Source organism: Sinorhizobium alkalisoli (genome assembly GCF_008932245.1).
Taxonomy (GTDB): Bacteria; Pseudomonadota; Alphaproteobacteria; order Rhizobiales; family Rhizobiaceae; genus Sinorhizobium; species Sinorhizobium alkalisoli.
The window spans coordinates 284,297-310,201 of sequence record NZ_CP034911.1 but is presented as its reverse complement, the minus strand read 5'-3'; the positions used below and the strand labels follow the sequence as shown (position 1 = coordinate 310,201).

Sequence of the window (25,905 nt, the reverse complement as noted above, 5' to 3'; positions counted from 1 at the left end):
TTTTAGGCAATCGTCCGAAACCGTCGTGAACGGTCATTTGGCTGTTGCGTTCTCGCGCTACATCGAAGTGTAGCGCGTCCTTTCACCTGCAACGCAACATGCCACTCAATCTCAGTTCGACATCGTTGCCGCCAGCGACGGCTGGTTTGATCAGCGCCGGTTCGTCCGGGATCCCTCGCTTCTGGGCGACGATCTGGAGTGACGTGATGAAAACGTCGCTGGCGCCGTCGACGCGCCGCAAACATCTGTCCGCTCTGGATCGTCTCTATGACTCCGTACAGCGCCAGCGCGGCAGTGATTGCCTCGACCGGCTGATCGCCGAGGCCGACGCCGATGCACTTGAGGACTGCCTGGTCGGCTTTCTGGCGCAGCTCCGCAACGAGGCCGCCGTCACCAATGTCGATAAGACATCGACCTGGACATCCGCCGTCAGCTTCGTGTCCGACATGCTCCGCTTTTCTGGAACCTCCGGCGCTCGCGCGTCCAAAATGGAAGCCAGGCTGCTCAGGATCGACACCCTGTACCGGCAGCTCGCACCGAACCCGGGAACGCCGGCGCCGCCGGTTCGGGCGCTGCCGCCGTCGGTGGTCGAGGACTTATACGAAATCTTCCGGCCAGATTCGCCGCGAAATCCCTTCAAGACCGAGGCGCTGCGCTGGCGCAACCTATTGATCTTCATGCTGCTGCTGCGTCTCGGACTGCGTCGCAGCGAGGCAGCGCTGCTGCACACCAATTCCTTCAAGGAAGACTTCGATCCAGAGGCCGGAAAAAGCGTCCACTGGCTCGACATTGAGGAGACCGAAGACATTGATCCACGATACGAACAGCCGGGCTTGAAAACCGAGCCATCGCGGCGACAGCTTCCACTCTCTCAAGAGATCGTCGACTTGGCGCTGCATTACATCCGCAATTATCGCGGTCGGGCGAACTATCCTTATTTGCTGATCTCGCAGAAAGCCAAGCCCTTGGCACTCCGCTCGTTCGGGAAAATGTTCGAAATCGTAACTGGCGCCCTATCGGACAGAGCGAAAGCCTCTCTTTCGAAACAAGGGCTTGAGAGCGTTTCTTGTCACGACCTGCGACATACGTCGGCGGTCATTCGCATGAGGCGGTATCAGGATGCAGGCAACGACGTGGACAAGGCACAGGAGAAGCTGCGCGTGTTCTTCGGCTGGTCCAAGGCCTCGAACATGCCGCGCCTTTACGCCAAGGCCTACTTCGAGACCAGGCTGGCGGAGGTCTGGGACGAGAAGTTCGACCACTTCGTCGACGCTCTCAGGCGCACGGTTCCGGAGGCAGGCCGTTGAACACTTTTGCCGCCGAGCTTGATCCCGAGTTGCTTGCTGAAATCGTCAATGTGTCCGCCAAGCTGCCACCGCTTCCGTCCGTCGTCCGCTACTTCGACGACTTCTCGAATGAGACACGGTCTATAAGGTGGGACGAAGGTGATGTTGTTCTCCACCTCGATGGCGCTCGTATCCGTCTCGAACTTTGGAAGCTCGGGCCTGCTGAGCCGATCATGCGCCAAATTATGACCGACTGGTTGAGCCGTCATGACCCACACACTGTTGCAATCAACGCAGAACGCACAATCAAGTTCGCCGAAGATCAGGACATCGAGGCGCTGCTCGACTTGGTGATCTCACCTCCACACGAAGCTCGCACCGTCGATTGAAGATTCTCCCCAAAGTAACAGCATCCCAATCATGGGCTTTGAGAGCGATGCTTCATTCGCTCTGTCGCCTCAACATCGGTCATTGGTCATCTCCAGCAGCCTCGATCGTACGAGGGCTCAAAAGCCCGAAGGTCGACAAATACCATGTCGTGCGCGCTGGCGACTGCTTTCTGCCGCTCGACCAGCAGGCGATGATCGTCAACTACATCGATGACATGTGCGCGGCGCTGGCCACCGATCCTGACGCTATCGAGAATGCCGTCCTGCGCGACGTCTGCATGCTGGTCATGTCGTACCAGTACGCTTTCCGGCCTGGGCAGATCGCGCGGATCGAGCTTGCCGATGTCCGGCTCTTCTCGACGGGCGCAGTCCACGTCGCCGTCTCCCTGATCAAGCAGAAGGACAACATCAAGCGAATCCGCGTCACCAGGCGGATCAAGCGCGAATGGGGTGCGCTGTTCAATGAGCTGGTGAGGCGCCGCGATAGTGGTGTCATGCCGCCGGAGGAGGGGGTGCCCCCTCGCCTGCTGTTCGCCCTCAAGCCGCAAGGCGTTAGCCGCGCCATCATGGAGCTGACCGCGAACTTGACCGGCGAAGCCTGGACGCCGACCGACCTGAGGCACACGGCTGCGCAGCGCCTCGCGGACGGCGGCATCTCCCATATCGGATTGACGGAGTTCCTCGGGCAGACTAGCGACCGCATCGCTAACGTCTACTTCGACACCTCGCCCGCCCAGGCGCAGCGCATCAACGAGGCGCTGGCGATCTCGCCCATCTATTCGAATCTTGCCAAGATCGCCAAGACCAGGACCATCGACAAGGCAATGCTGCTCGGGCTCCCGGCTGACCAACAGATCGGAGCCGTACCGCACGGCATTCTCATCGCAGGGATCGGCGGTTGCGGTCTCGGTCAGAGCCTCTGCTTCAAGAACCCGGTCCTGTCCTGCTACACCTGCTCGAAGTTCATGCCGCTTGGCGAGCCGGACATCCACCAGGAAGTGCTTGAGAGCCTGCGGCCCGTGGTGACCGAGTTCGCAGCTGCCTCCCGCTACAACCAGCAGTCTCCCGCTTACGGGCAGCTCAAGACGACCCTCGACGCCGTCCGCCGCGTCGTCGAGGAGCTGAAGGCAGACCGCATGGCAGAGGATCAGACATGAACCCGTTCTATGCGGAATACATCGCCACGGCCAAGATCTTGGCAAAGGCGCGCGGCCTCAATTGGGATCTCGTCTGCGACGATCAGGGCAAGGTCAGCAAGGATACCCGCTGGAACCTGACCGAACTGGTCGGCATGTTGCCGCCCCCAACGCTTTGGCTGGGGCAGATCGGCGTAGACCCGGTGGCCTTCGGCAAGCTCAACGAGATCAGGCGACGAATGAATCAGCAGCCTCTTGTCTCTGGCCCGATGCCGCAACATTGGCGCGACCTGTATCAAGCGGTCTTCGTTCATAAGCTTCTCGTTGGCAAGACCAAGCCGCAAAGTGCAATGCTGGTGGCTCAGGGGATCCGTCGGTTGGCACCCGTCGCTGAAACCACGCCTCCGTGGGCGGTGACGCCCGAGCAAATCCAGCAGGCCTACAATGCGGTTTTGCATTCTGGGGATTCGGGCAAGCTGGCACTCGACTTCGCCACCACGGTGAGAACCATTCTCGACCGGCAGAAGCTCGCCGACATCCCCGCGCTTGCCCGTTTTTGCATCCCCTACCCGACGAGCGAATCCCTTTCCGCCCAGCAGCAGACCGAGACCCTTCGAAAGCGACAGAATGCTCATGGCGGAAAGGAGGGCCTCCGCCGCTCGCTCGCCGAAAGGAAATCGGCGGCGAAGTTACCCGAGGAACGCGCGTTCTGGGAGTTGGCGCGGATCGTGTTCACGCAAACGCCTCGCTCCTTCTCCGACGCGATCCGGTTCGCCGTCTTCAAGGTGCAGATCATCATGGGCTTTCGGATCGGCGAAGCCGCCCGCCTGCCCTTGGACTGGAAAAGATGGCGCGAATATCTGGATGCCGATGGGCGTCCGGCCGCAGAACGCGGCGGCTTCTCGCGCTCGTTGATGATCCGGCACTTCGCGGAAAAGCAGGACGAGGACGAGCGCCCTGAAGGCATATCGCTTTATGAGAACACTCAGCATGTCCCGCCGATGTTCGAGGAAATCCTCATCGAGACGCTCGAGCACGTCGAAAAGATCACAGCGCCGCTACGCGAGCGGCTGAGACGGCAGACGGAGACGGGGCGCATCTTTCCCGAATATCCCGAGGACGCACTGGTTCCCGCCTGGGAAATGTACGTCAGGATGACTGGCAATATTGCTTTCTCTGATCCAGACATCCCCATAAGCTTGGTCGAGAACTACCGACAAACCTATGATATCGAGGCACTCGATAAAATCAGGCAGTACCAACTTAGCGGCTGCCCTCGGATGTTTCCCCGGTTCTGGGGCGCTCCTGCGCAACGAGGCATCCCCATCAGAAAACCATGGGCAAACTCTATGTACGGCCGGGCCGACTGGCGGACGGCCCGCGTTCGCGTGGGAGATGTCGAGCGACATGTCTGGGAAAATCGCACGACCAAGCTGTCCGATACGATGCCGGCCAGGATCACAGACGGTACCCTGCTCTACCCTCACGAACTCATGTTCATCATGCCGGTCAGGAACGTAATCGAGGGTCGCAACAACGGCATCCTCGACACCACGATGTATTCCGCAATTGGTCGCATCGACAGGGGCGACCTGATCGGCTCGACCAGCGGCAAGGGCTGCGAAGCCCTGTTCGAGCGGTATGGAATGACCGAGGAAGATCGCGCTCTTCGGCTTACCCCGCACGCCCTGCGCCATCTCCAGAACACCGAGCTGTTCCGTCTCGGCGTCGCCGATACGATCATCACCAAGAAGTTCAACCGGCGTAGCGTCCAGCAGAGCCACGTCTACAACCACCGCAGCCTCGCCGAGGACCTCGCCGACATCGATCTTCCGCCGGAAGCTGAGGAGCGCCTTGGCGACAAGGCGATGCAGGTGTTCAAGCTGATCTCGGCCAACAAGGCGCGTGGTCCCGTCGTCGATGAGTTCCACCGCGTCCAACTCGAATACGGTGACGAGGCCGCTTTCGACTACTTGAACGCCGAGGCAGACGGCCTGCACGTGACGCCCTACGGCCTGTGCATCAACAGCTTCACCAGCGACCCCTGCCCCAAACATCTCGAATGCTTCAACGGATGCCTCCATCTGGCGCGGACGGGTGTCATCAGCGAGCAGGATAACCTGGAGCGCATGCGAGACAAGTTCGCAAAGGTGATCATCACGCTGGAGGCTCTGCCCGAGGATCGCCGCAACATTGGCTGGGCGAACCAGCTTCTCCACGCCCGCCTACGGTATGAAAACATCATCAAGGCGCTCGGCACAGAGCCGGGAATGCAGGTCTTCCCGGACGGCAATGACCTGTCCGTGACGGCCGAGCAGAAGGCCGGCGCCACGATCATCGACACCATGAAGCGCCTGAGGGATCGCGATGATTGATAAGAGCCAAGTCCTCGAGGAACTGCTGGAGGCGATGATCGCCGAAGACGAGGACGTCACCGTCCGTGCCGTCTGCAGGCGCAGCAACGGCATCTTCAAGCACGCCACTGACATTACCCGAAATGAAGCCCGTCGCCGGACGGTCGAGGGAGCGATCAAAAAGCAGGAAGCCATCCGCACAGCTGTCAACCGATCCACTAAGAAGTCCCGCGCGGAGCTTGAGAAGCTCGCAGCAGCGCAGAACGCCGAGATCGAGCAGTTGCAGGCCGACAAGGAACTGCTGATCGCTTCGCATCGTGCCATGATCCTGTCCGTCGCCGAAATGGGCGGCTTTGCGACATGGAAGCGGTTCTTCGAGCGATATCAGGCAGCCATCGACCGGTTGGAGCAGATGGGTAGCCTCCCCGCGGCGAGCGTCATCAGCCTGTCGTCGCGGAGGGACGCCTGATGGCGCGGGGCACCGGCAAAAGCGGCGTCGAAATCGCCCAGGAGCATGTCGATGCCCTGATCGAATACCTGGAACGGCACAAGGACAAGCCGCTTCCGAGATACGGCGTCGATCTGAACAAAAGTATCATCGCCAAGGAATGCGGCTTTGACCGGCAGGTGTTCCGCACCAATCCGCGTTGCGCCGAAATCCTCCGCGACGCCGACGACAGAGACCGCAAGGTGAACCTGACACGACTGGACCAGGCTGCGGCCGTCCGGGAGCAGAAGGCGAAGACCGATGCCGACCAGATGGCGCTTGAGGAGGAGAATCTTCGTCTGTTGGCCGAGAATGCCTCGCTGCGCCGGGAGTTGGATCGTCTGAAACGACTGAGCGCTGTGATCGCCGAGACAGGCAGGCTTCCATGATTGGGTTCTCGAAGTCTGGTCCTCGGAGCCGCGCCGTCGTGGCCCCGAGAGGCCGTGGAGACCGGATCGAAGTGAACGAGGCACAGGGACCCGCGACGGCACGTCGTGGGTGGCCGCAGTGAACGGAGAGCCGGACGCCATGGCAGGGGCCGCGGAACGACGGGGTGGCTCAGAGGGGCAGACGTTCCTGGTCCTTGGTGAGCGTTCTGAGCAGTCTTCCTGGGAGCTGTCCATCACGTCCGTTCATGCCAGCCGGTTCGGCGACCATGTCATCATCGGTCGGGACGGAACCGCGCAGCTTCGTCGTGCGCTCGTTCCGTCGAAGAGGTCGCCGCGCGACCCGGCCGTGGGCGAGACGTGGCGCGTCACGGGTTCTATCCAGCTTCATCCCGAGTACGGACCGCAACTCCATGCCGAGGTGTCGCTCCCTTTGGTGACACGGGGGCGGGCGATCATCCGGCATCTCGCCACCGACAAGCGCTTCGTCGGTATCGGCTGGGCGACGGCGGAGAAGGTCTGGGATCGCTTCGGCGAGACCATCTACGACATCATCCGGGACCGTGACCTGAAGGCGCTCGCGGGCATCGTCGGCGCGGATCGGGCCATCGCCATCGTCGACGGGTTCGGCATGCTCGCCGAAGAGGTCGAAATCTTCCGTTGGCTGGATCGATACGGCGTCTCGCCTCGTGTCGCAGGTGCTGCGGCTCGCGTCTGGGGTCTCGGAGCAATCGACCGTATCAAGGCGGACCCGTTCACGATGACATTGCTGGAGCCGTGGAAGGAAGTGGACGCGAGGGCGCTTCGGCTGGGCCTCGCCCTCGATGATCCGAGGCGGCTGGCGGCCGCCGTCGAGGAGGCGCTGGCCATCCGGTTCCGGGCTGGGAACATGGCCTCCCCTTCCCCGGTTCTGAAACCTCTGGTGAAACGCCTGCTCGCACCCTGGACCGGTGATCCGTCGCGGGCCATCGAGGTGGCATCGGCCAGCGGTCGTGTCGTGTCGCCTGCGCCCGATCTTCTGCAATCGAGGGCGTGTCGGTTCATGGAGGAAGAGGCCGCGCGACAGGTCAGCGAGCGCGTTGGTCGTGAAGTTCCGGCATTCGACGGCAAACTCGTCGTAGACGCCATCGCCAAGGTCGAGGAGGAAATCGGCTACGCGCTCACCGATGCCCAGCGCGAGGCGGTCTACATGGCCGCGAGCTGCGGCATCTGCGTCATCAGCGGTGGCGCAGGCACGGGCAAGACGACCGTCGTGCGGGCGATCCTTGCCGCACTGGAGGCCATCCGCAATGGTCTTCCAGCTTCGCAGCGCCATGGCATCGAACACCTGCAGGTCGCTCTGGCAGGCCGTGCCGTCAGACGGATCAGCGAAGCGACAGGTCGTCCGGCAAGCACCCTCTCGCGGCTGGTCCACGACATCGAGGATGCTGGCCGCCGTGTCCAGGCAGGAACCGTCATCTTCGATGAATCCTCGATGCTCGACACACCCTCGATTTATAGGGTGCTCACGCAGTTGCCGACCGAGGTCAATCTGATCTTCATCGGCGATCCAGGGCAGCTTCCGCCAATCGGACCGGGCCTGCCGTTCCATACGATGGTCAAGACAACCGGCATTCCTTCGGTCACCCTCGATGTTGTCCACCGTCAGGATGACGCCACCGGCATTCCCGCCGTCGCGGCTGCGGTCCGGTCGGGCAAGGCCGTCGATTTGCGCCGGTTCGATCCAAACTTGGCTCTGTCGCCTGGCGTGTACCTGTTTCCCGCGCAGAAGGAGGAGGTGGCGGCACGAACCTTGGCCGCGTTCCGTGCCATGTGCGGTCAGCCTCCGGCCTATGGCCGAATCGCCGCCCTGCACGAGAAAGATGTTCAGATTCTAACCCAGGTGAAGAACGGTCCGGCGGGGTCGAAGGACCTGAACCGCGCCATAGAGGCGGAATACATGGCCCGCCAGCCTGATATCGACGATTGGGGCCTGAGCGTCGGTTCCAAGATTATGTGGCTCAAGAACGATTACTCGAAGTCGCCGCGGTTCGATGCAGCGGGCAATCCGGTGCTCGACAAGGCCACGGGCGAACCCATCTGCTCAGGCTTCATGAATGGGTCCCTTGGCGTTGTGACGAAGGCCGATCCCAAGGGCGCTTGGGTCGTCTTCGACGACGGCGCCGAGGACGCTATCACGGCGACCGACCTCGAAAAGCTGACCCACGGTTGGGCGATCAGCGTTCATAAGGCGCAAGGCTCCGCCTTCAGCCGGGTAATCATTCCTCTGGTCCGATCCAGGCTCTTGGACAGGACCATGCTTTACACCGCCATCACTCGGGCCGTCGAAACCGTGGTGTTGGTCGGCGATCCAGACCTCCTCAACGAGGTCATCTCCATGGCTCCGAAGAGCCTGCAACGGAACAGTGCCCTGAACTTCGAAACGCAATAAAAAGCAACAACGGCCTCAGCAGGCCGCGCTACAGTGCCGGTCGTTGTTGCGAATGGTCTCCGAAATAAGAGCAACAAACGTCCCAAAATCGGTACCGCAACACCGAGATAGAGGGCGTGACGCCTTCAGCCCCTGCCCTGGCGAGCATTCAGCCACTCACTCACTCAGCTACAGCGGCCGAAATTGCACTCTTTGGAACTATCTTTTGGCTCTCGCCAGCGACGCACTCTCCATATTCTCGATTGATCAGGTGGTGGTGAGGGGCTGCGACCGTTTAAGAAAGCAACAAACAGCTGGTACCCGTGGCGTCCTGCGCAAGCACAAACAGGTGCATGTGCTTGCCGACGACATCTACGAGAAGCTCGTCTACGGCGTGCGCTTCGCCACCATGGCTGAAGCCGCCCCGGATCTGATCGACCGCGTGCTGACGGTCACTGGCGTCTCGAAATCCAGCGCCATGACCGGCTGGCGGCTCGGCTATGGTGCCGGACCAAAGGACCTGATCAAGGCGATGAACACGATCGAGGGGCAGACCTCCTCGCACACAAGCTCCATCTCGCAATATGCGGCGATCGAGGCGATCGCCGGCAACCAGGACTATGTCGGAACTTTCGTGACCGAATTCGAGAAGCGCCGGGATTTCGTGGTCGGAAGGATCAACGAGGCCGAGGGCCTCAAATGCCGCACGCCGGACGGCGCCTTCTATGTCTTCGTCAATTGCGAAGGCGTGATCGGCAAGGTGACGCCACAGGGCAAGGTGATCGAGAACGACATGGATTTCGCCCTCTATCTGCTTGAGCAGTTCGGTGTCGCCGTCGTTCCGGGTTCGGGCTTCATGGCCTCGCCCTATATCCGCATCTCCTATGCCGCGGCGATCGAAGACCTGCAACAGGCCTGCGGCCGCATTCTTGCCGCCTGCGAAGCCCTTTCCAAAAGCGAGACCTATCATGCGCAAAGCAAGAAAACTGCGTGAGGCAATGGCCGAGCGCGGCCTCGTCCACATCATGGCGGCCCATAGCCCGCTCTCGGCCATCCTCACGGAAGAAGCCGGTTTTGACGGGATTTGGGCCTCCGGCTTCGAACTCTCGGCGCTCTACGGCTTGGCGGACATGAGCCTGATCACGATGACCCAGCATCTCGACATGCTGCGCGCCATCGCCGGGCAATCGTCGCTGCCGATCGTCGCCGATATCGATACCGGGTATGGCAATGCGCTGAACGTGATCCACGCCATTCGCGAATACGAAAAGGCCGGCGCGTCTGCCGTCGTCATCGAGGACAAGACCTTCCCGAAAGTGACGTCGCTCGCGGCGGACGGGCGCCAGGAACTGCTGCGCATCGAGGAATTCCAGGGCAAGATCGAAGCGGCGATCGCGGCGCGCACCGACCCGGACTTCCTCGTCATCGCCCGCACGGAAGCGCTGATCGCCGGTCTCGGCGAAACCGAGGCCCTCAGGCGCGGCGTGGCCTATGCTGAGGCCGGCGCCGACATGGTGCTGATCCACTCGAAGAAGAAGGACCCGGCCGAAATCGAGAGTTTCTCGCGCGCTTGGAAAGGACCGGTTCCACTGGTCATCGTTCCGAACGCCTATCCGGAAGTCGACGCCACGCGCATCCGCGCGCTCGGCAACATCAAAATGACCATCTACGGCAACTATGGTATCCGTGCCGCGACCACCGCAATGCAGAACACCTTCCGCCGCATCATCGCCGATGGCGGCGTGCAGAACGTGCACAAGGACATCGTGCCGGTCGCGGAAATCTTCAGGCTGCAGAAGATGGATCAGGTCAAGACCGATGAACAACGGTTCCTGAGATAGGATGGCTGCATGCGGCTGACGCCCGCGGCAAATTCCGATGCTCCAGACTTCGGTGTCTCTGTCGCTGAGGACGGAGACACCGTCACGCTGTCGTTCGACCTTGAGCGGATCGCGGCCTTTCGCAGTACGTTCGGCGACGACGTCTTTGTCGAGGTCGCAGTGCGCTATGTCGAGGAGCGCGCCGTGGCGCTGTCCGCCCATGACGAATTGTGGCTTTGGAAGGAAGCGGTGCTGGCCCACGTCTATTAGGGGCTGCGAGGTAACCGTTGTCTTCGTGCAGGCTGGTTGTGAGAGCTCGCAGCCAGCGATTTCCTGCGATTGGTCGAGCGAGCGCTGCCAAAGAAGGAGGAAGCCTCTGGGTAGGCCAGGCCTGACGTTTCTATAGGGCGCGTTGGCTCACACGCGAAGCCCCTCTATCCTCAACGCTTCCTGCACAGACGCGCGGGCTGCAACACGACCGAGAAGTGCTTGCAGGTTCTTGAAGTCGGCAAGATCAACGCTGACATGCTTTCCCCAGCCGGCGACGACGAACAGGTAGGCGTCGGCCACGGTGTATGTGTCGCCCATGACGTAGGCCTTGCCAGCGATCTGCCCTTCCATCCACTGGATACGGTCGAGCACACGCCCGCGGTGAAACTCCTTGACCTCCTCCTGCATGGCTGGATTGAACAGGGGCCCAAAATTCTTGTGCAGTTCGCTGCTGATGAAAGCGAGCCACTCGACGAGGCGGTAACGCTCCATCGTGCCCCAGGCAGGCACAAGTTTCTTTTCCGGCACCTGATCGGCCACATACTGCATGATCGCCGGCCCCTCGGTCAGGCGCTGGCCGTCATCGAGTTCGAGCAGCGGAACATAGCCACGCGCGTTGACGGAGTGGTAGTCAACGCCATCGAATGTGTGCGTCTGCAGATCGACACGCACGGGCGTAAAGGGCAGTCCGGCTTCGCGGAGAACAATGTGCGAGGCAAGCGAGCAAACGCCGGGGCTGTAATAAAGTTTCATGCAGAACTCCGAGGAAATGCGAGGCAATGGTTGGGATGATACCATTGCTGGGGGATTGCTCCGTTTCAGGCGCAGTCCTTTGTCAGCGCGGCGCGACGGGCGCCCGCTTGCCTCGGCCCCACAGGATGAAGGCCACGAGGGGAAGCAGGATGAAGTTGAGCGGCAGGGCGGCAAATTCGCCGCGCATGGCATGGAAGATGATGGCGCAGATTTGCAGTATTGTGCAGCCCAGCGCCGCAAGAACGGTCAATCTCGGCTGGATGCGGGTAAGAGCGGGCAAGAGGATGCCGATCCCACCCGCTACATCGATCAATCCGGTAAAGCGCAATAGCGTTGAATACTCGACCGGCCATTGCGTCTGCCACATAGCGGCCAGCGCCTCGGCGGGCATGAAGAGTTTCTGGAAACCGAACAACGTGAAGGCGGCGAACATCAGCGTTTGAACGCTCCAGAGGCTGATCTGCAGTACTTTCCCGGCTGGCTGGATGGGAGTGGAGACGGTGTTTGCTTGCATGGAAAGCTCCTGTTTCAGTAAGGCGGCTTCAGGCGGCGATACGAGCGATCCGCGCCCGCGCGGCGGTCACGGCATTTGCGGCGCCATCGGCGCCTCGGTTCACACCTTCGACACGGATCACCTCGACATCGGTGATGCCGATGAAGGCGAGCACTGACTTCAGGTAGGGCGTGGCATGATCGAGCGCTGCCGCCGGGCCTTCGGAGTAGATCCCGCCCGAGGCTAAGACGATGTAAGCCTTCTTGCCCTTGGCCAGTCCCTCGAGACCGCTAGCCGTATATTGGAAGGTCTTGCCTGCCCGGCCGATATAGTCGATCCAGGATTTCAGATTCGAGGTGATGTTGAAGTTGATGAAGGCGGTCCCAATCACCAGCGTATCTGCCGCCAGAATCTCTGCCACCAGTTCATCCGACAGGCGGAGTGCAGCCGCTTCAGCAGCGGTCAGGTCTTCGGCGGGTTTGTGGATTCCGGTCGTGAACCCACCATCCATATGCGGCAACGGGTAGGCGGCGAGGTCACGGTGAATAAGGGCGCCGGCAGGATTGACTGCTTGTAGCCGCTCGGCAAGCTCGATGGCGATCTGGGTCGAGAAGGAGCCGGGGCGCGGACTGGCGGTGAGAAGCAGGATGGATGACATGTGCAGTTCCCTTCGGAAGAATGCGGCAGGTGAATTAGCCATGACATAAAGGTTGCTGGTCATCGGGAAAACCGGCATAAATTCGAACCAACATATCGATAGGATCGATGAGATATGCAGCCCCACCCAACCTTGGATCAATTTCAGGTATTTCTTGCCGTAGTGGAGAAAGGCAGTTTCTCGGCTGCGTCCCGCGCGCTCAATCGCACCCAATCGGTTATTAGCTATACGATCGCCAATCTCGAGGCGCAGCTAGGAGTGGCGCTCTTCGGCCGTTCCGGGACGAAGCGGCCGCAACTTACTGAGGCTGGCAGGTCCGTTCTCGAGGATGCGCGTCGGTTGCTTGGCGATCTCGATCTGATGCGGGCGCGGGTGAAGGCGCTAAACGAGGGCCTTGAGGGAGAGCTGCCCATCGCCATCAGCAGCGCCGTGCCCTCAGACATCGTTGTCGCTGTACTGCGCGCCTTCCGAAACCTGTACCCGACCGTGTCTGTGAATGTCACCGTCGGCACGCTCGGGATCGTGATGGATGCGGTCATTACCGGGCGAGCGACCGTCGGCTTCGGCGGTTCCATGGCGACGGGGAATCATCAGATCGTTTCCGAACGGATCGGCCATTCCGCGATGATACCCGTCGCAGCTCCGGACCATCCCCTTGGAATGCTGGCTCGGACTATCAGCGTTGCCGACGTCAGAGACGAGACGCAGCTCGTGGTATACGATGCCTCTGGGCTGACAAAGGGACGCGACTTCAACGTCTTCTCACTCAAGACCTGGCGGGTCAGCGACAACGCGACGAAGCATCAGTTTATCTGCGGCGGATTGGGCTGGGGCGGGCTCCCGGCATCCCTGGTCAAGGGTGACATCGCCGATGGCCGCCTTGTCCCGCTTGCGTTTCCCGCTTTCGACCAGGGCGAGTATCCGATCTACGCCATCCACAATGTCGCCAACCCGCCGGGGCCCGCCGCGCGGTGGCTTACCGCTGAGGTTCGCGCAAGGCTGTCCAGCGAATTCCATAGCTTGAATGGTGTCGGTAGTGATCCGTGACAGCAGGTCCTCAGCGCTGTGGTCACTCGAGTGCTTGACTGTTCCCTCGAAGAACACTCACCAGTCCGGGGATACAGGTTCAAACAGGAATTGGCCCATACGTCTTCACGTTCTCCATCGACACACAGGTGCGGAAACTTCTGACATTTCCACCTTCGAAGAAAAGGGTCCTCGTAAGCTCGTTGTATTCCGCCATGTCGCGGACATTGAGGATGAGGATAAAGTCCATTTCCCCCGTCACATAATAGCACTGCTGGACCTGCGGGCATTTGCTGAAACGCTCCTTCATGCCGTCCAGAAGGTCCAGCCTTTCGTTGTCGGTGGTGACATGGACAACAATCGTGAGCGGACGACCGATGACCGTCTCATCCAACACCGATATATCGCTTCGTATGTACTTCGCTTCACGCAGATGCTGCAGCCGCCGCGCCACCGCGGGCGGAGACAGGCCGATCTTGTCAGCAATGACCCGCTGAGGTGTCTGGTTGTCCTGCTGGACCAGCCGCAAGATTTTGAGATCGAACTCATCAAGGTCGGAAACGGAAGTTCGAGCCACAAAAGTCTCCTTGAATGAAAGTTTCGTGCACAGAATATGCTAAAATAGAGCGCAAATAAAGTCTGGATCGCAATATTCTCTCGGTCATCCATTGAACCGAGGCCGACATGATCCAGATTCACTCTCCAAAGTTCGAGCGTCTGCGCACCGACGACAAGGTGCTTCTCGGCACCGATGCTCCCAGTCTTGTGCGACCTTATCTCCGACTGTGGCGCGACGAGACTGCCACTCCGCTGATCTCGCTTGACGAGGTTGCGGCAGAAGCAGGAGTCGGAAGTGTCGTCATCAAGGACGAGGGCCAGCGCCTTGGTCTGGGGAGCTTCAAGGCGCTTGGCGGCGCATACGCCGTCATGACCCTGTTCAAGCGAATGCTGGAGGATCATCTCCACGACGAGGTTTCCGTGGCCCAGCTCGTTTCGCCGACAGCCCGCGAATTCGCGTCGGGCATCACCTTCTGCTGCGCGACAGACGGGAACCACGGCAAATCAGTGGCTGCAGGTGCCCGCATCCTCGGATGCAGGTCCGTGATCTTCGTCCATGAAGGCGTGACCACTGCACGAGCCGATGCGATCGGTGCCGACGAAGTGGTGCGGGTCAAAGGCAACTACGACATGTCAGTCGATGAGGCCGAGCGGGTCGCAGAAGAGCGCGGATGGGTGCTCGTGTCGGACACATCATGGGAAGGATACGAGGAAATTCCGTCGCTCGTGGCGCAGGGCTACACCGTGCTTGCAAACGAGGCCCTGTCGCAGATTGCCGACCTCAAGCTCGACCCGCCAACGCACGTGTTCCTTCAGGCAGGCGTCGGCGGCTTCGCAAGCAGTGTCTCGGTGCACCTGAGCGAAGCCCTCGGACACGAGGCCATCAAGACAATCGTCGTCGAACCCGACCGTGCCGCATGCCTGTATGCGTCCGCCGAAGCGGGCCGCCTGACATCCTTCGAGCCGACCGAGCCGACCATCATGGCCATGCTCGAGTGCTACACCCCTTCAATGGTTGCCTGGCGTATTTTGGATGCGACCTCCAGCGCGTTCGTCACGGTAACCGAAGACGAGGCCAAGAGCGCGATGCGCAAACTCGCCTTCCGTGAGCGTCCGGTGGTCGCCGGAGAGAGCGGAGCCGCCGGCCTTGCGGGGCTCCTTGCCGTCGCCGCCGATCCCCATGCCAGGCAGGTGCTCGGTTTGAACAAAGACAGCAGGGTTCTGCTCATCAACACCGAGGGCGCGACCGATCCGGCCTCTTACGAAAACATCGTGGGATCGAAGCCAGCAGACGTCCTCAGCGGAGCGGCCAAGGTCGCAAACTAGAGACATGCTCCCAGGACAACTGAGACCATAACGAAAGGGAACGTCAATGAACGCCATCAAGATGCCGCAGCGCGGTTTCTCGCCCAAGGAATTCGAAACACGCGTCGAGCGCGCACGCCAGATCATGCACAGGCATAAGTTCGACGCCCTGCTCGTCTCGTCACCGCCCAACGTCCGCTATTTCACGGGCTTCGATTCCCAGTTCTGGGAAAGCCCGACCCGGCCGTGGTTCGTGGTTGTTCCGCTTGAGGGCGATCCGGTCGCCGTCATCCCTGAGATCGGCGCGCCCGAGATGGCGCTGACCTGGATGAAGGACATCCGCACCTGGCAGGCCCCGAACCCGTACGACGACGGCATCTCGCTCCTCAAGTCAACCATCGAAAGCTTCCCCCGCAAGTATGGCAGGGTCGGCACCGAGATGGGCCGCGAGATGGCGCTGCGAATGCCCGTCTCCGACTTCCTCAAGCTGCGCGACGTACTCGCCCTTGAGATCGCCGACGGCTCGCCGTGCATCTGGGAAATCCGGATGGTGAAGACCCCGGCCGAGATCGACCACATCCACTATATCTGCCAGATCGCAAGCGATGCCTACGAGGCCCTCCCCGCCAGCATCGCGGTCGGCGAAAGCGAACGCGAGATCGTGAGAAAGCTCAGGATCGACATCGCGCGTCGCGGCGCGGACTCCACGCCGTTCATGCCGGCAATTTCCGGACCCGGCGGCGTCCCGCAGATCGTCTGCGGTCCACATGATCGTTTGGTGCAGGAAGGCGACGTCCTCTTCATCGACACCGGATCGACCTTTGACGGCTACTTCTGCGACTTCGACCGCAACTACGCCATCGGCAACATCTCCGACGATGCCAAGCGGGTCCACGATGCCCTTTGGCTTGCCACTGAGGCGGGGATCAAGGCTGCTGTTCCCGGTGCGAAGACTGATGACGTGTTCCGCGCAATGGCCAAGATCATCGAGGACGCCGGAGCCATCGGCAACAATGTCGGCCGCCTGGGTCATGGTCTCGGCATGCAGCTGACCGAGCCTCCTTCCCATAGGCTCGGCGACGGCACCGTGATCGTCGAGAACATGGTGCTGACGATCGAGCCGGGGATGGAATACGCCCCCGGCAAGATGATTGTCCACGAAGAAAACATCGCCATCACCAGGGACGGACCGCGGCTTTTGACGAAACGCGCCCCCAGAGAGATGCCGATCATTCGGTGACCCAAGGTTGACGGAGACAGAAATCGTCACTCGGGCGGATGGTCCGTCCGGGCAATCAAAAGGGGAATGAAAATGAAAAAAATCGCAATGAAGACCGCTATCCTGCTCGCAGCGATGACGACTCTCGGCACAGCGTCCGCCGCCGTCGCCCAAGATCTTAAGACGATCACGCCAGGTATAATCTCGGTTGGCTCCGACCAGGTCTATCCGCCCTATGACTATCTCGAGGACGGTGTGACAAAGGGCTTTGATGCCGATGTCATGGCGGTGCTCGCTCCAAAGCTCGGAGTTAAAGTGCAGTTCATGGACACCAGGTTCGCCAGCCTGATTCCAGGCCTTCAGGCGAACCGCTTCGATATGATCGCCTCCGCGCTCTATGTCACGCCGGCCCGTGCGCAGGTCGTGGACTATATCGCCTATGCAAAGACGGGCGGCTCGCTGATGGTCCGCTCCGATGACACCTTCGAGCCCAGGAAGCCAGAAGACCTTTGTGGTAAGCGCGTCGCCAACCTCAAGGGCGCGGCATGGGTGCCGGAGCTCCAGAAGGTCTCTCAGGCCAAATGCGGCTCCAACCCGATCGATGTCAAGGAATTCGCCACGTCGGCCGAGGCGGCACAGGCGCTGCTGTCGCGCGGCGCGGACGTGGTGTTCGACGATGCTGGCGTCTCGAAGGCTGCCGTCGTCGCTTCGGGCGATCGTCTCAAGATCACGTCCACGGAAATCCTGTTCCCCGTCGTCATGGGTCTGGCGGTGAAGAAGGGTAACGAAGAGCTCTTTAACCGCCTGAAGAAGGCCTTCGAGCCTCTCAAAAACAGCGAAGAGTACAAGGCCATTCTCGCCAAGTACAACCTCGCTCTGCCGACCGACGCAGAAATCGCCGCTGCACTCATCGAAAGCAATTGATCCCTCCTCCCGGGCCGCTCTGCGCGGCCCGGTCAACTTTACTGGAAAAAGACAATGGCTTTCGATTGGTCTTACACGATCGGGCTCTTCTGGAGCCGCGACTTCTGGAACGCGACCCTGCTCGTGGTCGAACTCAGCGTGGCGACATGGATCCTTGCGGTCGTCCTCGGCTTCTTCGTCGCGCTTGCCGACCGCTCCAGCCTGATGGTGGTCCGCCGGGCTGCTGGGCTCTATGTCTGGTTTTTCAGAAGCCTTCCGCTCCTGGTCCTGCTCATCTTCGTCTACAATCTTCCGCAGGCCTTCCCATCGACCTCGGGGCTTCTGTCCATTCCTTTCGTCGCCGGCCTCCTGGCGATGGTATTGAGCGAGACGGCCTACATCGCGGAAATCCACCGTGGCGCGCTCGTCGCCGTCGGCAAGGGCCAGTACGAGGCGGGAAAGGTCCTCGGGCTTTCGCGCACGGGCGTCCAGCGGCTCGTCGTGATCCCGCAGGCTCTGCGCATCGCCCTGCCCTCGCTCGGAAACGAATTCGTTTCCATCGTGAAGCTGACGTCTCTCGTCTCGGTGATTTCGCTCGCCGAAATCCTGCTTGTCGGGCAGCGCTACTATACCCAAAACTTCAAGGTCATCGAAACCATGGTGGCGGTCGCCTGCTACTACGTCCTGATCGTCACCGTCTTCGATACGGCGCTCAAGGCGTTTGAGCGCCGCCTCGACTTCTCGCGGCGTCTTGCCGAGCTGACCACTGAAGAGGCCGAGCCTAGCGGCGGTGTCGTCAAGCAGATCGTGGACGACGTCCGCACCTCGGCCGCCGAACCCGCCATCCGCCTCGAAAAGGGCGGGAAGTCCTACGGTATTCACCAGGTGTTCAAGGACCTCGACCTGTCGGTCAAGCCGGGCGAAGTCGTCTCGATCATCGGGCCGTCCGGCTCCGGCAAGACAACGCTCATCCGCTCCCTCAACGGTCTTGAGACGCTGGAACACGGGGTCGTCTATCTTGAGGAAAAGCCGTTTCTTGCCGGGACCCGGGAGAAGCTCGCGAAGAGCATCCGGCATGACAGCGCTGATGCACTAAGGATCGGGATGGTGTTCCAGAACTTCAACCTGTTTCCCCACAAGACGGCTCTTGAAAACGTCATGATGGGCCCGGTCTACCATCATCGCGGCAGCCTCTCGGACATTCGGAAAGACGCACGGTCGCTTCTCGCCCAAGTTGGCATGCTGGTCCACGAGAACAAGTACCCGCACCAGCTCTCCGGCGGACAGCAGCAACGCGTTGCTATCGCCCGGGCGCTGGCCATGCATCCCTCCATTCTGCTTTTCGATGAGCCGACTTCGGCACTCGACCCCGAGACCGTTGGCGAAGTGCTCCGCATCATGGCTGCCCTCGCCAAATCCGGCCGGACCATGGTGATCGTCACCCACGAAATGAAGTTCGCGATGGAAGTCTCTGACCGGGTGATCTTCATGGAAAAAGGCAAAGTCGTGTTCGACGGCTCCCCGTCACTGCTGGAGGAACGCAGAAAGCAAGATGGCCGTATCGCAGAGTTTGTCCGGATTTGACCCACGGCAACCCCCTTTTTAGCCACCGCTTGAAAATGACCGACTTGCTCGGAGGAATGAACATGACCGACATTTCGATAGACGGCGCGCGGTTGATCAGCCGGATCCAGGAACTCGGAAGTCTTGGACGAGATGGTGACGGGCGCCTGGCGCGCCTCGCCGCCAGCGACGCCGACAAGCTTGGACGAGACCTCTTCGTCTCCTGGCTGCGGACGGCGGGCCTGGATGTGGCGGTGGATCGCATCGGCAACATCTTCGGCATCTGGGAGCCTCCGGGTTGCGAAGGCAAACTGCCATTCATGATGGGCTCCCATATCGACACAGTCATCAACGCCGGCATCTATGACGGATGCTACGGTGTCCTTGCGGCGCTGGAAGTGATCGAAGCCATGCAGGACGAAGGCTTCGCTCCGTCTCGTCCGGTCGTGGTCGCCGCGTTCACCAATGAGGAAGGCGTTCGCTTCGCACCCGACATGATGGGCTCCCTCGTCTGCTCTGGTGGGATGGACACGGACACAGCCTTGGCTACGGTCGGAACCGACGGGGCCCTTCTCGGCGATGAACTAGGCCGGATCGGTTTCGCCGGACCAAAGGAGCCGGGGTCTCTCAAACCCGCTGCTTATGTGGAACTCCATGTCGAACAGGGGCCAGTCCTTGAACGTGAGGGTATCGACATCGGTGCTGTCGAAAACCTGCAAGGCATCTCTTGGCAGAAGGTTACAATCAACGGTACCGCCAATCATGCCGGCACCACGCCGATCACCATGCGCAGCGACGCGGGATACGGCGCTGCGCGCGTCGTCACCTATTTGAGAGAGCGGGCTTTGGCCTCCACTTCGCCGATGGTCGCGACTGTGGGATGTATTGAATTCGAGCCCAATGCGATCAACGTGATCCCGTCCCGGGCGACCCTGACAATCGATCTTCGCCACCCGGTCGAAGATCGGCTGCTGGAAGAAGAACGAGCGCTGTCGGAGTTCCTGGGGCGGCTGGCCGCCGACGAGGGACTGTCGATCACCACCGAGCGACTAGCGCGCTCGACCCCAGTCGTGTTCGACCAGAGGATCGTCGCCGTCATAGAGGACGCGGCAAAAAAGCGCGGGTTATCCTATCGACGGATGACGTCGGGGGCTGGACACGACGCGCAGATGATGGCGACGATTGCCCCAACTGCCATGATCTTCGTACCAAGCGTCGACGGTATCAGTCACAACCCAGCCGAACTTACTCATGACATTGATCTGATCGCGGGTGCCAACCTCCTGTTGGATGTCGCACGGATTCTCGCCAAGTCTTGATGGTTTTGTAAGCTCAGGCTTCTTGCCGCGGTTGACGACGTGATCGTTCACGCAGTTCAGCTCACGATAGCAGCTTTCGACAGGTTGTCGGCGCCAAGAAGCTGCGCCGCAAGAGCATTGTCGGATGTCCGGAAGGCAGACCTGTGGTCGCGCAGAATCTGGAATCGGGCGCGGTATTCGTTCGGAGTGACGCCGATAGTCTTGGCGAAGGCCCGCCGCATGGCTGCGACATCTGCGAAACCGCATGCCTTGGCGATTGCCTGAAGTGGGCGCTCGGTATCCTCCAGGAGCCGGCGTGCAGCATCGGTCCGCGCAGCGATGATGAAGTCGAGCGGGGTCATTCCGAGCTCATGTCTGAATACGCGGCCAAAGTTGCGTGTGCTCATTCCGACATTCCTGGCGATTGCATCGACATGCAACTCCCTCTCAAGATTGGCCAGTATGAAGTCTTGCGCCTTCTGAATGAAGCTCGTTTCGGACATCTGGCCGACAAGGTGCGTGCTGAACTGTGATTGACCACCCGGCCTCTTCACGAACATAACCATGTATCTGGCCACGGCCAGTGCGACTTCGCGCCCAAGATCCTCCTCCACAAGCGCGAGAGCAAGGTCGATGCCGGCGGTGACGCCGGCGGCGGTGATGAGTTTGCCGTCACGGATATAGATGGCGTCTGGTTCAAGCTCGATTTGGGGGTATTCCTTGCGGAAGCGTGGCGTGCATTCCCAGTGGGTCGTGACCCGCTTTCCTTCAAGCAGTCCTGCCGCAGCAAGCAGGAAGACGCCGGTACAGATTGATCCATATCGCCTGACGGTGGGTACGCGTCGGCGCAGCCAGGAAATAACCTTCGGATCAATCGCCTGAAACGACGGATCGCCTGCGACCAGCAAGGTATGGATTGGTTCATCGCTGTCAAAGATCGTACGATCTGCAAGGAACCGCAACTGGCCGGTGCCTCCGATCGAAGGTTGGCCGGTGGACATGATCTGGATGTCGTATCTGCTCATGTCGCCGCAGCGCCGCGCGGCCTCCCAGAAGACCTCTGCAGGACCCACAACATCCAGGGATTGGACGCCCGGTGGCGCGAGAATAACGATCCGCATTGGCGTACCCTTGAACAGGTTTGTCTATCTGAAGTCCGAAGCAAAATTCCTGCCAACAAAAGACCACCGCCCGGGCGCGGGCGATGGTCACCTTCAGAACTCACTTGGCCGAGGTCAGTCGGGTGTCAAAAAGGCCGGTGCGCGACATGCCCCTGGCGGACTTTGCGGCCGCGAGCACCATGACATCGACCAGCGGCTCAATCAGGATCACCGCCATGTACGCAAGACCGAAACTCCCGATGGAAAGCAGGTTCTCGATCGTGAAGCCATGACCGTAGAGCGCCCAGAACGCTACCCAGGAAACGATCCCGCCCTGGTAGGCCGTCGATAGTGTCAGCGCCTGTCGATATTTCAAGTCGACATAGGGGGTATGCGGCGCGATGACCTTGCTTGCAATGACCTGCAGCGCGAAGAGCGGCACGAGCAGCGTCGTGACGTTCATACCATATTGGGGCAGGTCGAACGGCGCGAAGAACATTCCCTGGAGCAGCAATCCGGCAGCAAGACCGATTGCCGCCGGCGCTGCGCCGAACAGCAGGAAGAGCGTCGAACCCAGGATCAGATGCACCTCCGACACGCCGACCGGATAATGCGGAAGGATCTCGAAGAAGGAAAAGACAAGGGCCGTTGCGATGGCGCTTCGCCCCATAAGTGAGGACAGCCCTCGACGCCGGAGCTCGGCGCGCGCATATTTCAGGGTGAAGAGCGCAGCGCCGGAGGCGGTGGCGTAACTCAGGACGATCTTGGCGCCGTTCACGATACCAGGTTCGATATGCATGTGGGTGTCTCCGTGAAAGCTGTTACTGGTTGACTTGATCGCCGAGAGAGAAGAACTCACGCAGTTCCGAGGCGGTCAAAAGGTTGGTCTTGACGACGGCGCTCTCAAGCGCCGTCAGAAATTGATCGTAATAATTCCACGATGAATAATCGGCGGGATGTTCATCTTCCCACCTCTTGATCGAGGCAATCAGTTCATCGCGAAAATAGTCCCATTCGAAATAGCCTTCCTTTGCGAGCGCGAGCGCAATCCCGAAGGACGTACGTTCCCAGTCGGACCCAAAGCAAAGAGTGCCATTGGCCCGAGGCGGACTGTCCGGCTGGCCCAGCATTTCGGTGACGGCAAAGTGTTCGAACTGCGTCAGCATCGGGACCTCAGGCTGCCTTGGCGACGGCAACGCCCATCATGGCTTCCGGTGTGACGAGAGCTTCAAGTTCTGTCTCCGACAAACCTTCGGTTCCTGCTGGCCGCTCAGGCACGACAAACCAACGGATCTGAGCACTCGAGTCCCATACCTTGACCTCAACATCCTCCGAGATCGGCAAGCCGAATTCGGCAAGCACCGCACGCGGCTCGCGGGCAGCACGGCTACGGAAGGTCGGATCCTTGTACCAGTAGGGCGGCAGCCCAAGAACCGGCCAAGGGTAGCAGGAGCAAAGCGTGCAGATGATGAGATTATGGACGCCCGGAGCGTTTGCTACGGCACGCATGTGCTCGCCTTCCGCGCCGGCCATGCCGTCCGGCAGGTCGAGTTCAGCGATCGCCTTTGGCGCATTTGCGACAAGCCGTTCCTTGAAGGCTGGATCGACCCAGGCGCGGGCGACGATCTTTGCGCCGTTGAAAGGCCCCATCTTGGTCTCAAAGAACTCGAGCACCGTATCGACGGTCCGGTCGGTGATAATGCCCTTCTTGATGAGCAAGGCTTCGAGAGCCCGCACGCGCGCCGCACTGTAAGCTTCGCGGTCCTCGCGATACTTGAAACGTTCAGACATTTGTCTCTCCCCGATGGATTGATTAGGCGGCCTTGACCGACAGCGAAACATCGGCCGGGGCGACGTAGCGCGCGTAAAGGTCGGCATAGAGGCTGAAGTTCGGTTCAGCATTGCCCGGCCACAGTTCGTTCGGATCGAAGCGGACGCAGTAAACGGTCATCGCTTCGCCGATACCGTCGGGGCCAGTGTCGCAGAGATACGTGTAAGCGCCGGGATACACAGTTTCGACGACTCCCGTCCTATTCCGCAGGAAGCCAGGCAGACGGGTATGCTCGACGCTCGGGACATTCGCGATCCGGACCACGTCGCCGACGGAGAACTTGGCCGCCACCGGCACGTCGCGTGCTGGACTATCGCCTTCGACCAGATACTGGACGACACGGTCGTCGATGGCCGCGTCGCCGGAGCTTGGCAGCGACTTCGACGGGTCGGCGTAATACTCCTCCGTCAGAGCGTCGAGCTCCTCCTCGGTGATGTAGCCATGCTGAATAAAGTAGCTTGAAATTCCGCCCAGCCACTTCTCGTAATAGCGATACTTGAAATAGTCGAAGGGATTGAGGCTTTCAGCCCCCTTGCGCAGATCGGCCCAGGTCCAGATCGTATGGAAGGCCGATGGCGTTTGGGGAAGCGGCAAGTGAGTCGACAGAGCCATCATCGCCGTGTGGATCCCGAAGATTCGCGTTTCCCAGGGTTCAACAAAGACCCTTGTTTCTGTGTTGACCGGACCGAGTCCTTCCAGTCCGCCAAGATAGTGTTGGAGCTTCATGATGATCTTATCCTAGTTAGAGAGGGCGATGAGTCAGGCCGCCATCGCCTTGGGGCCGGCGAGCAGGCGCGTGCCGAACTCCGAGACGAACCCGAAGATCGCTCCAAGCAGCATGGCGGCCATCGTCACCAGAGTTGAATGGGACAGTCCGGACGTGACGATGGTGGTGTCGGTTGCCGCCGACGTGCCGACGAGGGAGGCAAAGCCAAACACGACAGCAGGCGTGAAATTCAAGATTGGCACTGCGGAGGTGAGAACCACGAGCGAAGTTTCAGCACCGACAAGGATGGCTGCGAACAGGGGATGGGCGGGGCCAAACTCGACGATCAACAGGGTGATTGAGGCAATCGTGACACCCGCCCAGTTAGAGGCGAGCGATTTGATCAGTCCTGCCTGGCCGCCTCCACAAGCGAAGAACGATGCCCAGGCAATAAAGGTGACCCAGACCGGAACCGGAAACAGGGTCGCCGTGATATAGGTGTCGAGTGCACCCAGAACACCGAGACTGATCATTGCAGCGACAAGAGGTGGCATGAGGCTTCTCCTTGTTGTGGTGAGGCACTTCTCATGTGGCCACGGCCAGGGCGCAAGGAACACAACTTTCGAGACCGCGGCCAAGCTCTGCCTCGTCGAGATTGCGGCCGATAAAGACGATCTCGCTCAGGCGGGGATCGCCCATCCATGGCTTTCCCGGACGGCCCTCGAGCGTCATATGGACGCCGTGGAATACATAGCGGCGGGCTTCGCCGGCGAAGTTCACCACCCCCTTCATCCGTAGGATATCGGCGCCGCTCGCCTGTACGAGGCGGTTCAGCCAGCTATTGAAGGCGGCTGGGTCCAATGGTTCTGCACGCTGCAATGCGACGCAGGAAATGGACTGGTCATGTTCATGCTCATGATCTTCGAGGATGGCCGGATCGATCGACAAGATGTTCTTGAGGTCGAAGGCACCAAGGTCGAGAACCGAGCTCATCGGAATAGCACAGTCTTTGGTGTGAACGACCCGAGCCAGCGGATTGAGCTGCCTGATACGTCTCTCCACCACGGCCAACTTATCCAAGGACACCAGATCGGTTTTGTTGAGCAGGATGAGATCGGCAAAGCTGATCTGTTCGACGGCTTCATCCTGACCGAGCTGCTGATCGACGTGACAGGCATCGACAACCGTGACGATCGCGTCCAGTTGAACATGGCTCGACAAGACCTCGTCCAGAACGAAGGATTGGATGACGGGCGCCGGATCGGCGAGACCCGACGTTTCGATGACGATGCGATCGAAGGCGCGATCTGACGCAAGAAGATTGCGAAGGGCGCCGATCAGGTCGTCGCGCACCGTGCAGCAAATGCAGCCGTTATTCAGTTCGACGACGTCCTCCGTCGTTTCGATGACAAGCTTGCCGTCGATACCGACCTGACCAAACTCATTGATGACGACCGCGATACGCTCATCGGGGCGTTCGGTCAGAAGACGGTTGAGCAGCGTTGTTTTGCCCGCGCCCAGAAAGCCGGTGAGAATGGTCGCGTTGATTTTTCTCATTTTTGTCTCCAGTTCAAAACAACACTCGACCAGCCCGATCCCGTGAGATCCGGAGAATGGCTTCAGATGGTGGGGTCAGTAAGCCTGTCTGGATTGCAGTATTGGCCATCATTACATTACGAAGGTGCCCGGCTCACAATGGGTCCATGAATGCAGTTTCAGCCAAATCACATGCAGAATACGCCAATCTGCGCCCAAAATATATACACGGCTAATAATTGAGCATATGAGCAAAATGTGGGCGTTGGCTGGAGATGCTGTTACCCAACTGCCAATGCGCTGTAGCATGCCGATAAACTCTGGGAGTAGGTGGATTGCGAGATCAACCCGCTTTGGCGTCGTTCGCCGCTCTGCCCAAACCCGATTCACGGAGGCGTCCCTCAAAGAACGTCGACGG

The 25,905-nt window shown here is 60.3% G+C and carries 27 protein-coding genes; 16 read left to right on the top strand and 11 right to left on the bottom strand.

The window, feature by feature from the left end:
• Nucleotides 1-206 precede the first annotated feature (206 nt).
• From EKH55_RS28530 to EKH55_RS28490, 10 genes are all read left to right on the top strand, one after another.
• Entirely contained in the window at nucleotides 207-1,307 is a 1,101-nt protein-coding gene (locus EKH55_RS28530; RefSeq protein WP_245314512.1) for a tyrosine-type recombinase/integrase, read from the top strand.
• On the top strand, nucleotides 1,304-1,675 hold the full coding sequence (locus tag EKH55_RS29980) for a hypothetical protein (protein ID WP_245314514.1): 372 nt from the start codon (nucleotides 1,304-1,306) through the stop codon (nucleotides 1,673-1,675). Before EKH55_RS28530 ends, EKH55_RS29980 begins: the two co-directional genes overlap by 4 nt.
• Nucleotides 1,676-1,722: 47 nt before the next feature.
• A complete protein-coding gene (locus EKH55_RS28525; RefSeq protein ID WP_245314516.1) occupies nucleotides 1,723-2,832 on the top strand; it encodes a tyrosine-type recombinase/integrase in 1,110 nt (369 codons plus the stop codon).
• Complete coding sequence (locus tag EKH55_RS28520) at nucleotides 2,829-5,186, top strand: hypothetical protein (protein ID WP_069457448.1); 2,358 nt, start codon at nucleotides 2,829-2,831, stop codon at nucleotides 5,184-5,186. The genes EKH55_RS28525 and EKH55_RS28520 overlap by 4 nt, the downstream gene beginning before the upstream one ends.
• On the top strand, nucleotides 5,179-5,634 hold the full coding sequence (locus EKH55_RS28515; RefSeq protein WP_069457449.1) for a hypothetical protein: 456 nt from the start codon (nucleotides 5,179-5,181) through the stop codon (nucleotides 5,632-5,634). Before EKH55_RS28520 ends, EKH55_RS28515 begins: the two co-directional genes overlap by 8 nt.
• Nucleotides 5,634-6,041, top strand: coding sequence for a 26S proteasome regulatory subunit family protein (locus tag EKH55_RS28510; RefSeq protein WP_069457450.1), 408 nt, complete (start codon nucleotides 5,634-5,636; stop codon nucleotides 6,039-6,041). Before EKH55_RS28515 ends, EKH55_RS28510 begins: the two co-directional genes overlap by 1 nt.
• A 139-nt stretch (nucleotides 6,042-6,180) precedes the next feature.
• On the top strand, nucleotides 6,181-8,469 hold the full coding sequence (locus EKH55_RS28505; protein ID WP_069457451.1) for an AAA family ATPase: 2,289 nt from the start codon (nucleotides 6,181-6,183) through the stop codon (nucleotides 8,467-8,469).
• A 205-nt stretch (nucleotides 8,470-8,674) separates the two neighbouring features.
• Complete coding sequence (locus tag EKH55_RS28500; protein ID WP_245314520.1) at nucleotides 8,675-9,442, top strand: aminotransferase class I/II-fold pyridoxal phosphate-dependent enzyme; 768 nt, start codon at nucleotides 8,675-8,677, stop codon at nucleotides 9,440-9,442.
• Entirely contained in the window at nucleotides 9,417-10,289 is an 873-nt protein-coding gene (locus EKH55_RS28495) for an isocitrate lyase/phosphoenolpyruvate mutase family protein (protein ID WP_069457452.1), read from the top strand. The genes EKH55_RS28500 and EKH55_RS28495 overlap by 26 nt, the downstream gene beginning before the upstream one ends.
• A gap of 9 nt (nucleotides 10,290-10,298) precedes the next feature.
• Entirely contained in the window at nucleotides 10,299-10,538 is a 240-nt protein-coding gene (locus EKH55_RS28490; RefSeq protein ID WP_069457453.1) for a hypothetical protein, read from the top strand.
• 147 nt (nucleotides 10,539-10,685) lie between these two features.
• Here EKH55_RS28490 and gstA read toward each other — a convergent pair whose 3' ends face one another.
• The 3 genes from gstA to EKH55_RS28475 form a co-directional block, all read right to left on the bottom strand.
• Nucleotides 10,686-11,291 carry a glutathione transferase GstA gene (gene gstA, locus EKH55_RS28485; protein WP_069457454.1) on the bottom strand — a complete coding sequence of 202 codons (606 nt, stop codon included), beginning with the start codon at nucleotides 11,289-11,291 and terminating at the stop codon, nucleotides 10,686-10,688.
• Nucleotides 11,292-11,373: 82 nt separating this feature from the next.
• Nucleotides 11,374-11,805: a DoxX family protein gene (locus tag EKH55_RS28480; protein WP_069457455.1), complete on the bottom strand. Its 432-nt coding sequence runs from the start codon at nucleotides 11,803-11,805 to the stop codon at nucleotides 11,374-11,376.
• A gap of 28 nt (nucleotides 11,806-11,833) precedes the next feature.
• On the bottom strand, nucleotides 11,834-12,442 hold the full coding sequence (locus EKH55_RS28475) for an FMN-dependent NADH-azoreductase (RefSeq protein ID WP_069457496.1): 609 nt from the start codon (nucleotides 12,440-12,442) through the stop codon (nucleotides 11,834-11,836).
• A 114-nt stretch (nucleotides 12,443-12,556) separates the two neighbouring features.
• Between EKH55_RS28475 and EKH55_RS28470 the strand changes: the two genes are divergently transcribed.
• Complete coding sequence (locus EKH55_RS28470; RefSeq protein WP_069457456.1) at nucleotides 12,557-13,489, top strand: LysR family transcriptional regulator; 933 nt, start codon at nucleotides 12,557-12,559, stop codon at nucleotides 13,487-13,489.
• Between the two features lie 79 nt (nucleotides 13,490-13,568).
• On the opposite strand, the gene EKH55_RS28465 is transcribed toward EKH55_RS28470, so the two are convergent.
• A complete protein-coding gene (locus EKH55_RS28465; protein WP_069457457.1) occupies nucleotides 13,569-14,045 on the bottom strand; it encodes an Lrp/AsnC family transcriptional regulator in 477 nt (158 codons plus the stop codon).
• A 107-nt stretch (nucleotides 14,046-14,152) separates the two neighbouring features.
• On the opposite strand from EKH55_RS28465, the gene EKH55_RS28460 reads away from it, so the two are divergent.
• The 5 genes from EKH55_RS28460 to EKH55_RS28440 all read left to right on the top strand — a co-directional run bounded on the left by EKH55_RS28460 (nucleotide 14,153) and on the right by EKH55_RS28440 (nucleotide 20,335).
• Entirely contained in the window at nucleotides 14,153-15,352 is a 1,200-nt protein-coding gene (locus tag EKH55_RS28460; RefSeq protein WP_069457458.1) for a diaminopropionate ammonia-lyase, read from the top strand.
• Between the two features lie 46 nt (nucleotides 15,353-15,398).
• Nucleotides 15,399-16,571, top strand: a complete 1,173-nt coding sequence (locus tag EKH55_RS28455) for a M24 family metallopeptidase (protein ID WP_069457459.1) — start codon at nucleotides 15,399-15,401, stop codon at nucleotides 16,569-16,571.
• Between the two features lie 72 nt (nucleotides 16,572-16,643).
• Nucleotides 16,644-17,474, top strand: coding sequence for a transporter substrate-binding domain-containing protein (locus EKH55_RS28450; protein ID WP_245314522.1), 831 nt, complete (start codon nucleotides 16,644-16,646; stop codon nucleotides 17,472-17,474).
• A gap of 54 nt (nucleotides 17,475-17,528) precedes the next feature.
• Complete coding sequence (locus tag EKH55_RS28445; protein WP_069457461.1) at nucleotides 17,529-19,037, top strand: amino acid ABC transporter permease/ATP-binding protein; 1,509 nt, start codon at nucleotides 17,529-17,531, stop codon at nucleotides 19,035-19,037.
• 62 nt (nucleotides 19,038-19,099) lie between these two features.
• On the top strand, nucleotides 19,100-20,335 hold the full coding sequence (locus tag EKH55_RS28440; protein ID WP_069457497.1) for a Zn-dependent hydrolase: 1,236 nt from the start codon (nucleotides 19,100-19,102) through the stop codon (nucleotides 20,333-20,335).
• A gap of 56 nt (nucleotides 20,336-20,391) precedes the next feature.
• Here EKH55_RS28440 and EKH55_RS28435 read toward each other — a convergent pair whose 3' ends face one another.
• The 7 genes from EKH55_RS28435 to EKH55_RS28405 form a co-directional block, all read right to left on the bottom strand.
• The gene (locus tag EKH55_RS28435) at nucleotides 20,392-21,435 is read right to left on the bottom strand and encodes a GlxA family transcriptional regulator (protein ID WP_069457462.1); all 1,044 of its coding nucleotides are present in this window, start codon (nucleotides 21,433-21,435) and stop codon (nucleotides 20,392-20,394) included.
• Between the two features lie 100 nt (nucleotides 21,436-21,535).
• Nucleotides 21,536-22,213 (bottom strand): energy-coupling factor ABC transporter permease, encoded by a 678-nt coding sequence (locus EKH55_RS28430; RefSeq protein WP_069457463.1) that lies wholly within the window; start codon nucleotides 22,211-22,213, stop codon nucleotides 21,536-21,538.
• A gap of 22 nt (nucleotides 22,214-22,235) precedes the next feature.
• The gene (locus EKH55_RS28425) at nucleotides 22,236-22,580 is read right to left on the bottom strand and encodes a nitrile hydratase accessory protein (protein WP_069457464.1); all 345 of its coding nucleotides are present in this window, start codon (nucleotides 22,578-22,580) and stop codon (nucleotides 22,236-22,238) included.
• Between the two features lie 7 nt (nucleotides 22,581-22,587).
• Nucleotides 22,588-23,205: a nitrile hydratase subunit alpha gene (gene nthA / locus EKH55_RS28420; RefSeq protein ID WP_069457465.1), complete on the bottom strand. Its 618-nt coding sequence runs from the start codon at nucleotides 23,203-23,205 to the stop codon at nucleotides 22,588-22,590.
• 22 nt (nucleotides 23,206-23,227) lie between these two features.
• Nucleotides 23,228-23,971, bottom strand: coding sequence for a nitrile hydratase subunit beta (gene nthB / locus EKH55_RS28415; protein WP_069457466.1), 744 nt, complete (start codon nucleotides 23,969-23,971; stop codon nucleotides 23,228-23,230).
• 33 nt (nucleotides 23,972-24,004) lie between these two features.
• A complete protein-coding gene (locus tag EKH55_RS28410) occupies nucleotides 24,005-24,505 on the bottom strand; it encodes a DUF1097 domain-containing protein (protein ID WP_069457467.1) in 501 nt (166 codons plus the stop codon).
• Between the two features lie 31 nt (nucleotides 24,506-24,536).
• Nucleotides 24,537-25,508, bottom strand: coding sequence for a CobW family GTP-binding protein (locus tag EKH55_RS28405; protein WP_069457468.1), 972 nt, complete (start codon nucleotides 25,506-25,508; stop codon nucleotides 24,537-24,539).
• Between the last annotated feature and the right edge of the window lie 397 nt (nucleotides 25,509-25,905).